This window comes from Microbulbifer sediminum (genome assembly GCF_021729035.1).
GTDB lineage: Bacteria > Pseudomonadota > Gammaproteobacteria > Pseudomonadales > Cellvibrionaceae > Microbulbifer > Microbulbifer sediminum.
On sequence record NZ_JAJSAP010000007.1, the window covers coordinates 239,603 to 247,451 of the forward strand.

The 7,849-nt window shown below is 60.5% G+C and carries 10 protein-coding genes; 7 read left to right on the forward strand and 3 right to left on the reverse strand.

Going from position 1 to position 7,849, the window contains the following annotated elements; translation table 11 throughout:
- Positions 1 to 34 precede the first annotated feature (34 nt).
- From LVD11_RS13730 to LVD11_RS13740, 3 genes are all read right to left on the reverse strand, one after another.
- Positions 35 to 769 carry a hypothetical protein gene (locus LVD11_RS13730; RefSeq protein WP_237059946.1) on the reverse strand — a complete coding sequence of 245 codons (735 nt, stop codon included), beginning with the start codon at positions 767 to 769 and terminating at the stop codon, positions 35 to 37.
- Positions 714 to 935 carry a hypothetical protein gene (locus LVD11_RS13735; RefSeq protein WP_237059948.1) on the reverse strand — a complete coding sequence of 74 codons (222 nt, stop codon included), beginning with the start codon at positions 933 to 935 and terminating at the stop codon, positions 714 to 716. The genes LVD11_RS13730 and LVD11_RS13735 overlap by 56 nt, the downstream gene beginning before the upstream one ends.
- Positions 936 to 1,163: 228 nt before the next feature.
- Complete coding sequence (locus LVD11_RS13740) at positions 1,164 to 2,546, reverse strand: nicotinate phosphoribosyltransferase (RefSeq protein WP_237059950.1); 1,383 nt, start codon at positions 2,544 to 2,546, stop codon at positions 1,164 to 1,166.
- A gap of 214 nt (positions 2,547 to 2,760) precedes the next feature.
- Here LVD11_RS13740 and LVD11_RS13745 point away from each other — a divergent pair, with 214 nt between their 5' ends.
- The 7 genes from LVD11_RS13745 to LVD11_RS17005 form a co-directional block, all read left to right on the forward strand.
- Positions 2,761 to 3,216: a hypothetical protein gene (locus LVD11_RS13745; protein WP_237059952.1), complete on the forward strand. Its 456-nt coding sequence runs from the start codon at positions 2,761 to 2,763 to the stop codon at positions 3,214 to 3,216.
- 28 nt (positions 3,217 to 3,244) lie between these two features.
- Positions 3,245 to 3,913 (forward strand): PspA/IM30 family protein, encoded by a 669-nt coding sequence (locus LVD11_RS13750; protein ID WP_237059954.1) that lies wholly within the window; start codon positions 3,245 to 3,247, stop codon positions 3,911 to 3,913.
- On the forward strand, positions 3,913 to 4,569 hold the full coding sequence (locus tag LVD11_RS13755) for a YqiJ family protein (protein WP_237059956.1): 657 nt from the start codon (positions 3,913 to 3,915) through the stop codon (positions 4,567 to 4,569). The genes LVD11_RS13750 and LVD11_RS13755 overlap by 1 nt, the downstream gene beginning before the upstream one ends.
- Positions 4,570 to 4,585: 16 nt before the next feature.
- Entirely contained in the window at positions 4,586 to 6,283 is a 1,698-nt protein-coding gene (locus LVD11_RS13760; protein ID WP_237059958.1) for a flotillin family protein, read from the forward strand.
- A 94-nt stretch (positions 6,284 to 6,377) separates the two neighbouring features.
- Positions 6,378 to 6,791: a DUF4019 domain-containing protein gene (locus LVD11_RS13765; protein WP_237059960.1), complete on the forward strand. Its 414-nt coding sequence runs from the start codon at positions 6,378 to 6,380 to the stop codon at positions 6,789 to 6,791.
- A gap of 394 nt (positions 6,792 to 7,185) precedes the next feature.
- Entirely contained in the window at positions 7,186 to 7,572 is a 387-nt protein-coding gene (locus LVD11_RS13770) for a DUF7674 family protein (RefSeq protein ID WP_237059962.1), read from the forward strand.
- 114 nt (positions 7,573 to 7,686) lie between these two features.
- On the forward strand, positions 7,687 to 7,849 hold a 163-nt coding region (locus tag LVD11_RS17005; protein WP_369413322.1), incomplete at its 3' end, for a transposase.

Below are 7,849 nucleotides of genomic sequence, written 5' to 3' on the forward strand. Positions count from 1 at the left end.
TCGTGCCGGGATAACTGCACGAGTGGATATTCCGTCACCGTTTCAGCTTTCGCTCCCCCCACCAGCTGATTGCCAGCAGGCCCGCCAGTAGCAGCGCGAGCCAGTGGCGCGGCAGGGGCCGCTGCGGCGCCGGTGTGTCGGCCGTCGGACCCAGCCTGGCGGTGGCCATCTGCCTGGTTGCCTGCGCTTTTAACGTGCGTTGCCAACCGGGCCAGGCGTCGGCCGCGAAGACGTAAAGGCTGAACGGGGCCACTGCCGTTTCATCCGCACTTTCCAGCCGGTACCAGCCGTGCCCGCGGGGCCAGAAGGCGTAACAGCCCTGACTGGATGGGGCACCCTCAAGAGGGGTGGCGCCATCGACGGCAGCCAGTAGCGGTGCCGAACCGGAAAAGCCGCGGCTGCAAAGCGTAATCCGGTGGCCCGCACGCGGCATAGCCTCGCGCACAGCCACCGGTGCGCCACTGCCCAGGTAAGCCAGCTGCGGCTCCAGCGCCGACTGCCAAAGGCGTGCGAAAGCCTGGCCATAGCCGGCGGTGATCCAGCGGTAGCTGTTGCGGAAAAACACAAACCCCAGCGCCCCGTCCTGATCGGCGCGCCCCCAGTAGAGCACCGGCTCATCGCCACTGGCGGGGCCGGTGGGCGTCCCCCGAAGCAGTCGGTCACTGGCCTGTATCGCAGCGGGCCGGAAACCGACGGTGTCCAGTGCCGGGACATCATGATCGCCAAAGGGCGGACGCACCTCGCCGGCGCTGGCACGCTGCAGGGGCATGCCGTTTGCGCGCGGTGTTCAGCACGATATCCGCCAGGGCCTTCTTGCGCCTGACATCCATACCATTTTGGATCAGTTCCGCCGCGGTCACGCGGGTGCCGTAGACCGGCAACAGGATACCGCCGGCACCGACACCGGCCAGCCTCAGGAAATCCCGTCTTTGCATGGTCCTCCCCAGCCCGGTACACCGCGGGCGGCATGCGGGGAATATTGGTTATTGTTCTCTGGTCGCCGGGCAAGCTGCCCTAATAGCCAGCATCCGCCGCCCGGGCGAGGCTTGTAAAGAGGCTGTCGTTAAGGTGAGGGGAGGGGCGGATAAGTTGAAGCTGCCGCGCCACGGCCGTGGCGAGAACAGGTTTTAGCGGGTCGATAATGAATGATTGGGGGGCGGTAGTCAGGGTTCGGCGCGACGGCGCACCTCGGCAAAGGTGGTTTCCCGCAGCAGTTGGCCGTCCCGGTAGACCGGCCGCAGCAGGTTGTTGCGCTCCCCCAACTGCTCCAGCCGGATGGTTTCCATCTCTCCCGCGTCGTTTTCGACCAGGGCCAGCCGGCCGCGCATGGACTTCTTCTCCGGCCCGGTCACCGGGTCTTTCCATACATCGTGCCACTCGCCGTCGATTCGGATGGCGCTGGCTTTCATGGCAAAGCTCATCAGGTCGCGGTCGAGCTTCTGCAGGAGGGCGCCACCCATACCGAAGGTGAGGTTGTCGGCAGACAGGCCGCGATCCTGCATCGCCTGCAGGATTTTCGGGATCGAGTGCCGGTCGACACCGTCGCCCTGGATGACACGGATGAAATCGGGGAGCAGGCGGTAGCCCTTGCCGTTGGTGGAGGCACCGAAAATCCGCATCAGGCGTTCAATGCTCTCGCAAACGATCCTGACCGGCTCACCGGAGTCCGGTCGCACCACCAGTGTGCCGCCGCTGCTGATTACCCGCTCTTTCAGCACCCCGCCCCAGATGTTCTCGATCGCGTGCCAGAGGTCCCAGCTGTCGCTCACCACCGCGACGATCTTTCCCGGACCGGCAAACTGGTCGAGCATGTTGGCGTAGGCGTCAACCTCACGCTCCCGGCCCCAGGCGGTCATGGTGCTGTGCTCCGCCGCCGGGATCGATATACCGGCCATGGGCTCGTCGTAGTAGCGCCGCGCCCCCACCAGGCCGGAGACGGTGTCTGTTCCCCGGAAATTCACCAGGTGGGCCATACCCCCCAGCATGGCGCTCTCCAGGCTACTGGCGCCACGGCCGCCGAAGTCATGCAGCTTGAACGGCAGCGAGTCCAGGGAGTCTGCGGTTTCCCGCAGGTACCCGGCGATAATTTTCTTGATCAGCCGACTCTGGGTGGCCACGGTCACCGGGTACCAGATGGCGCGTACCAGGGCGGTCTCGATATAGCTGGTGAGCCAGAAACAGGCCGGGCAGGTATTGACCACCTGCAGCATCACGTTGTGCAGCGGCACGGGTGTACCTTCCGGCACGGCGGAAATTTCCACCGGCATCAGCCCGTCGTGCTCCTGCAGGATATGTTCCCAGCCGGCGCGGTGGAATGGCAGCCCGTGGCTGTGCAGCATTTCCTCCGCCTCGTCGATGTCCCCCATATGGATTGGGGTGCGCAGGTACTCGCGCACAAAGGCCTGCAGGCCGAAGAACACAGCCTCGGGAAATTCGCCGCCACGGCACTCGATGTAACTGCTCACGTACTCCGCACCCGGCGGGTACTGCAGGTAGTGACTGGCCTTGTAGCTGTCGACATTGAGGATCAGGTTGGGTGTGCTCATGGGCAATCACTGAAAAGGAACCCGTCCCCTCAGCAAAGCACAGGCTGTTGCTCACTCCCGGAGGAGCGGCAAAAACCGGCGCCAAAACCGGGCGGGGTTGGATCTTGCGACAAGCTCCGGGCAACCCTGTGGCCCCGGGAGCGTGTAATGGCGTGTAATTGACCGCGGCTGGGGCCGTGTTTACTTTTGTATACACGGCAAGCGAGGGAACGCCATGCTTACAAAAACCCAGTCTATCTCTGCGCGACTTTCACCGGACGACTACGCCTACCTGATGTCCATCGACCGCAACGGCGCACTTACCCAGAGCGAAAAAATCCGCGAGCTGATCGCCATGGCCCGGGAGTCAGTGGCTGTGAATAGCTTTGCGCGTGCCTACATCGCCGCCGGTGAAACCATTCTGCCAATCAGGGCCCGCTATGCTGCTGAGGGTCGGCGCAGCCTGCTGGTGGAGGCGCTGCTGGACGTGGTTGCCGAGGGCGCTGCCGCAATACAGGCGTGTGCAAATGAAGAGCCCCTGACTCCCGCACTGGAACAGCGTGTCCTGCCGGTGATGGCGTCCTTCCTGGAACGTATTCACCTGCTCGTGCAGCAGGATCATCCGCGCCTGGCCGCCCCCGGTGCCGCCACGCATATAAAGCGCCAGATCGAAGATCTGCGCCAATGCTGAACCAAATTGACCAACCGAGGAATAAACAATGAAAGAAGGACTGGTTAAACGCGTTTCGCGGATTATTTCCGCCTCTACCAATGCCCTGCTGGACTCGATCGAAAGCGCCACCCCCGAACTCATCATGGAGCAGGCCGTGCGCGAGATCGATGACGCGATCGGCGAGGTCCGCGAACAGCTGGGCAAGGCCGAGGCCTCCAGGTACCTGAGCGCAAAGACATTGAACGACGAGAACCGGCGGCACAGTGCGCTTGGGGAACAGATCGAGATTGCAGTGCAGGAGCAGCGTGACGACCTGGCTGAGGCGGCGATCGCCAAGCAGATGGATATCGAGGCACAGATACCCGTACTGGAAAAGGCTGTCAGCGAGACCGACCAGGAAATCCATGAGCTCAACGCCTATATCGGCGCTTTGCAGGGTAAGAAGCGCGAAATGCGCGAACAGCTGCGGGAGTATGCCCGTGCAAGCGAGCATGCGAGCAACGGTACATCCGGTGAGCAGCGCGGCAGTAGCCGCGCAACGGCCGAGAAAGTGGAGCAGGCCACCGGTGCTTTCAACCGTGTCCTGGAGAAAGCCGGTGTTCCCACCAGCGAATCCAGCGCGGACGCGAACAAGCTCGCCGAGCTCGAGGAGCTGGCGCGCAGTAATCGCGTCAAGGAACGCCTGGCCAAAATAAAATCCCGCACGGAGGCCTGATGGAGTTCCTGCTACAGGACGGAAACCTGCTGTTTACCACGGCACTGGCGCTGATGCTGATGATCGCGGTGATGGAAGGGGTCATGACCCTGATTGGGGTTGGTATCTCGGACCTGCTCGACAACCTGCTGCCGGACTTTGATCTCAACGCGGATATGCCGGACTCGGCGGGCGGCGGCCTGACCAGGTTGCTGGGCTGGCTGCGCTTCGGCGAGGTACCGGCGCTCATCCTGCTGGTGACCTTTCTGGTCGGTTTCGGTATTACCGGGCTGCTGGTACAGATGTTCGCCGAATCGCTGCTGGGATTCCTGCTGCCCGCATGGCTGGTGGCCATTCCTGTATTCATGCTGGCCTTGCCGCAGGTACGGGCGGTGGGCAACTTGCTGCGTCGCTTTGCGGTGGGCGATGAAACCGAGGCAGTGGACCGCAACAGTTTTATCGGCCGTGTCGCGGTCATCACCGTCGGCGAGGCCACAGCCGGCTCGCCAGCGGAGGCGCGGTTTCGCGATGAGTTTGGCACCACTCACTATGTGATGGTGGAGCCGGATGCCGAAGAGATTTTCGGCCAGGGAGAGCAGGTGCTGTTGGTGGAGGAGCGCGGGGCGCACTTCCGTGTTATTCGGCCCACCAGCCGTCACCTGACAGACAACAAGTAAAATGGAGAAACAGGAAGTGCTTATTCAAAACCTTTCCAGCATCGTGATCATGGCCGGTGCTGTCCTGGTGGGGCTGATCGTGATCGGCACCATCTTCGCGCGACTGTACACCCGTGCTTCCAAGGAGCGCTCTTTTGTCCGCACCGGGATGGGCGGGCAAAAAGTCATTATGAACGGCGGCGCCCTCGTGTTACCGGTGCTGCACGAGATTATTCCCGTCAATATGAACACCCTGCGCCTGGCGGTATCGCGCAAGGAGCACCAGGCACTGATTACCAAGGACCGCATGCGGGTTGATGTACTGGCGGAATTTTACCTGCGGGTGAAGCCGGATACCGACGCTATTGCCAATGCCGCCCAGACCCTGGGGGTGCGCACGCTCGATCCGGAAGCACTCAAGGAAATGATCGAGGGCAAGTTTGTCGATGCCCTGCGCTCAGTAGCCGCGGAAATGGAGATGGCGGAACTCCACGAGCAGCGCAGCCAGTTCGTGCAGAAAGTACAGCAGGTGGTTTCCGAAGACCTGCTTAAAAACGGCCTCGAGCTGGAGTCCGTATCCCTGACCGGGCTGGACCAGACTCACAAGGAGTTCTTCAACCAGGACAACGTTTTTGATGCCGAGGGCCTGGCCAGCATGACCCGGTCCATCGAGGCACGCCGCAAGGAAGTGAACGATGTAGAGCAGGAAACCCGTGTCCAGATTGAGACCAAGAACCTGGAAGCGGAACGCCAGCGGCTGGAAATCGAGAAAGAAAAGCGCTATGCCCACCTTGAGCAGCAGCGCGAGATCGAAAATCGCGAGGCGGCCCAGAAGGCCGATATCGCCCGTGAACATGCGGCCCAAGACCGCGCCGCCCGCCAGGCCGCCATCGAGGCAGAGCGCGAGGTAGACCAGTCACGTATTGGCGCCGAGCAGGCCACCCGCCTGCTGGAAATCGAGAAAGAGAAACGCCTGCAGGAGCAGGAGATCGAGCGCGAGCGCATCCTTGAAGAACAGCGTATTTCGAAACAAAAGTCGGTCGAAATCGCCGAACAGGAACGGGCCATTGCGGTAGCGGAAAAATCCAAGGAACAGTCGGTTGCCGACCAGCAGGCCAATGTGGCGCTGGCCGAGGCCGTCAGGGCCGAGGAGCAGGTGCGTACCGCCAAGGACGTCGAGGTGGCTGAGCGCGACAAGCAGATCGAGATCATCGAGGCGCAGAAAGAGGCCGAGCGCCAGGCCACAGCCATTACCGTGGCGGCAGAGGCGGACAAGGCCGCTGCCGAAGACAGGGCCGAGGCCCTGCGCCTGCAGGCTGCTGCCGAAGCCGAGGCAATCCGTATCAAGGTCGAGGCCGATCGCGAAAAGTATGCCGTGGACGCCGAGGGCCAGCGCCTGATGAACGAGGCCTTCAACAGTCTCAATGAGGCCCAGGTGGCCCTGAAGAAAGTGCTCAGCCTGCACGAGCACCTGCCGAATATTATCCGTGAGAGCGTCAAACCGATGGAGCGCATCGACGGCATGAAGATCATCTCCGTTGAGGGCCTCAACGGCGTCGGCGAACGTGCCGGTGGCGGCCCTATCGGCGGGGATGGCGAGGGATCGAGCCAGAGCCTGCCAGAGGCCCTGGTGGGCAGCGCGCTCAAGCACCGCGCCATGGCACCACTGGTGGACTCGCTGCTGAAGGAAGCCGGTGTGGGCGAGCTGGGCAAGGTGGCCGAGACCGAGAGCTAACCGGGCCTGCCCCGGCCCTGCCTGGCCGGGTGGCCCCCATCGTTGCCCCCGCCCCGGGGCGGGGGCGTCCTGCAGCAACCCAGGGGAAGGGATCATGAAGAAGAAAGGCATCTTAAAGCAGCTGCTACTGGCGCTGGCACTGGCCTTGCCGGGACTGGCGAGCGCCGCGGATAACCCGGCGGTGCAAGCCGTGCTCGCCTGGCTCGAGGCTATCGATAATGGCGCATATAACCAGAGCTGGGAAGCATCTGCGCCCATGTTCAGGCAGCAGGTGACGAGCCAGCAGTGGCAGGAGGCGCTTGAGCAGGTCCGGGAGCCGCTGGGAAAGATACTGTCCCGCGAGGTGGAGTCCACCAGCGAGCATTCGTCGCTGCCCGGCGCACCGGATGGTGAATACCTGGTTGTAAAGCTGGCGAGCAGCTTTGAAAACAAGGCCAGGGCTACCGAAACGGTGACATTCCAGAAGGTGCAGGGCCAGTGGCGCGCGGTGGGTTATTTCATCAAGTAGCGGCCAGCGCAACCGCCAGCGGCTCGTCTGCCAGGACCGGCGGTCCCAGCCCGGGCCGAGAGACCGGGCCCGGTGCCGGGCAGGCTCTTGCCATTGAGGTCGCTGTAGAGAGTACTGTAAGAGAGGGGGAAATAATGAGCCTGCGCTCATATCTATATAGGAGCGCAGGTAAGTCATTGATTTTAAAATGCCGTGAAATAGGATAAAGGGCGGAGGGTAGAATTCGCCGACTCGAGCCACTCGCTCACTATATCTGCTGAAGTATCGATAGCGCCATCTTAAGTCTTTGATACGAAGGGTATTTCCTTTGCTTGGGAGATCGCTTTTAAGTAAATAGTAGCCAAAGCGATAGTGAGCCTGTCGCTGTTTAATAAACTGTTAGGCATTTCTACCAATGAATAAAGATGAAGCGGTCAAACTAATACTAGATACCCACGAGGGTTTTAGATCGTATTGGCAAGAGCACCTAGATTTCTGGGAAGATGAGGAGCCAGGAATTACAAATGATTTTTCTCCATATATCCAATACGTATTAGAACTGTTGAGAAAAGAAAATAAGTCCGAGACTTTAAAAGCATGCGGGCTGGTGGAAAAGTTCATCATTGAAGGTGACCAAGATGTTCAATATGGTGCAACACTCGGTTTTCTAGAGGGCATTACTAACCATCTAATTTCAAATGAAAAACAAGCGGTGCAATTTTGTAAAATGCTACAGCCGAAATCTAGAGAATTTTGCAAAGAATTGGATAGTTTTTGGGGCACTCAAACTCCTGGGTTATAAAGAATGCGTAACAAGTCAATCAACTACGCGCCTTCGGCGCCGGACAGCCGTACCGGCTGCTGATCTGTAACCACTTTCGTGGACGGTATTTACTGTTTATGAAAGAGGTCCAGAATGGGACAAACTAAAAAGAGAAACTACGACCGTTACACTTTGGCTTATAAGCTTCAAGCCGTTAAATTGGCTTATCATCCCGACGCTAGGTCTAAGGATGTGGCAGAATCGCTCGGCATACATCCGGTGATGCTATATCGGTGGCAGATGGAGCACCGCCGAG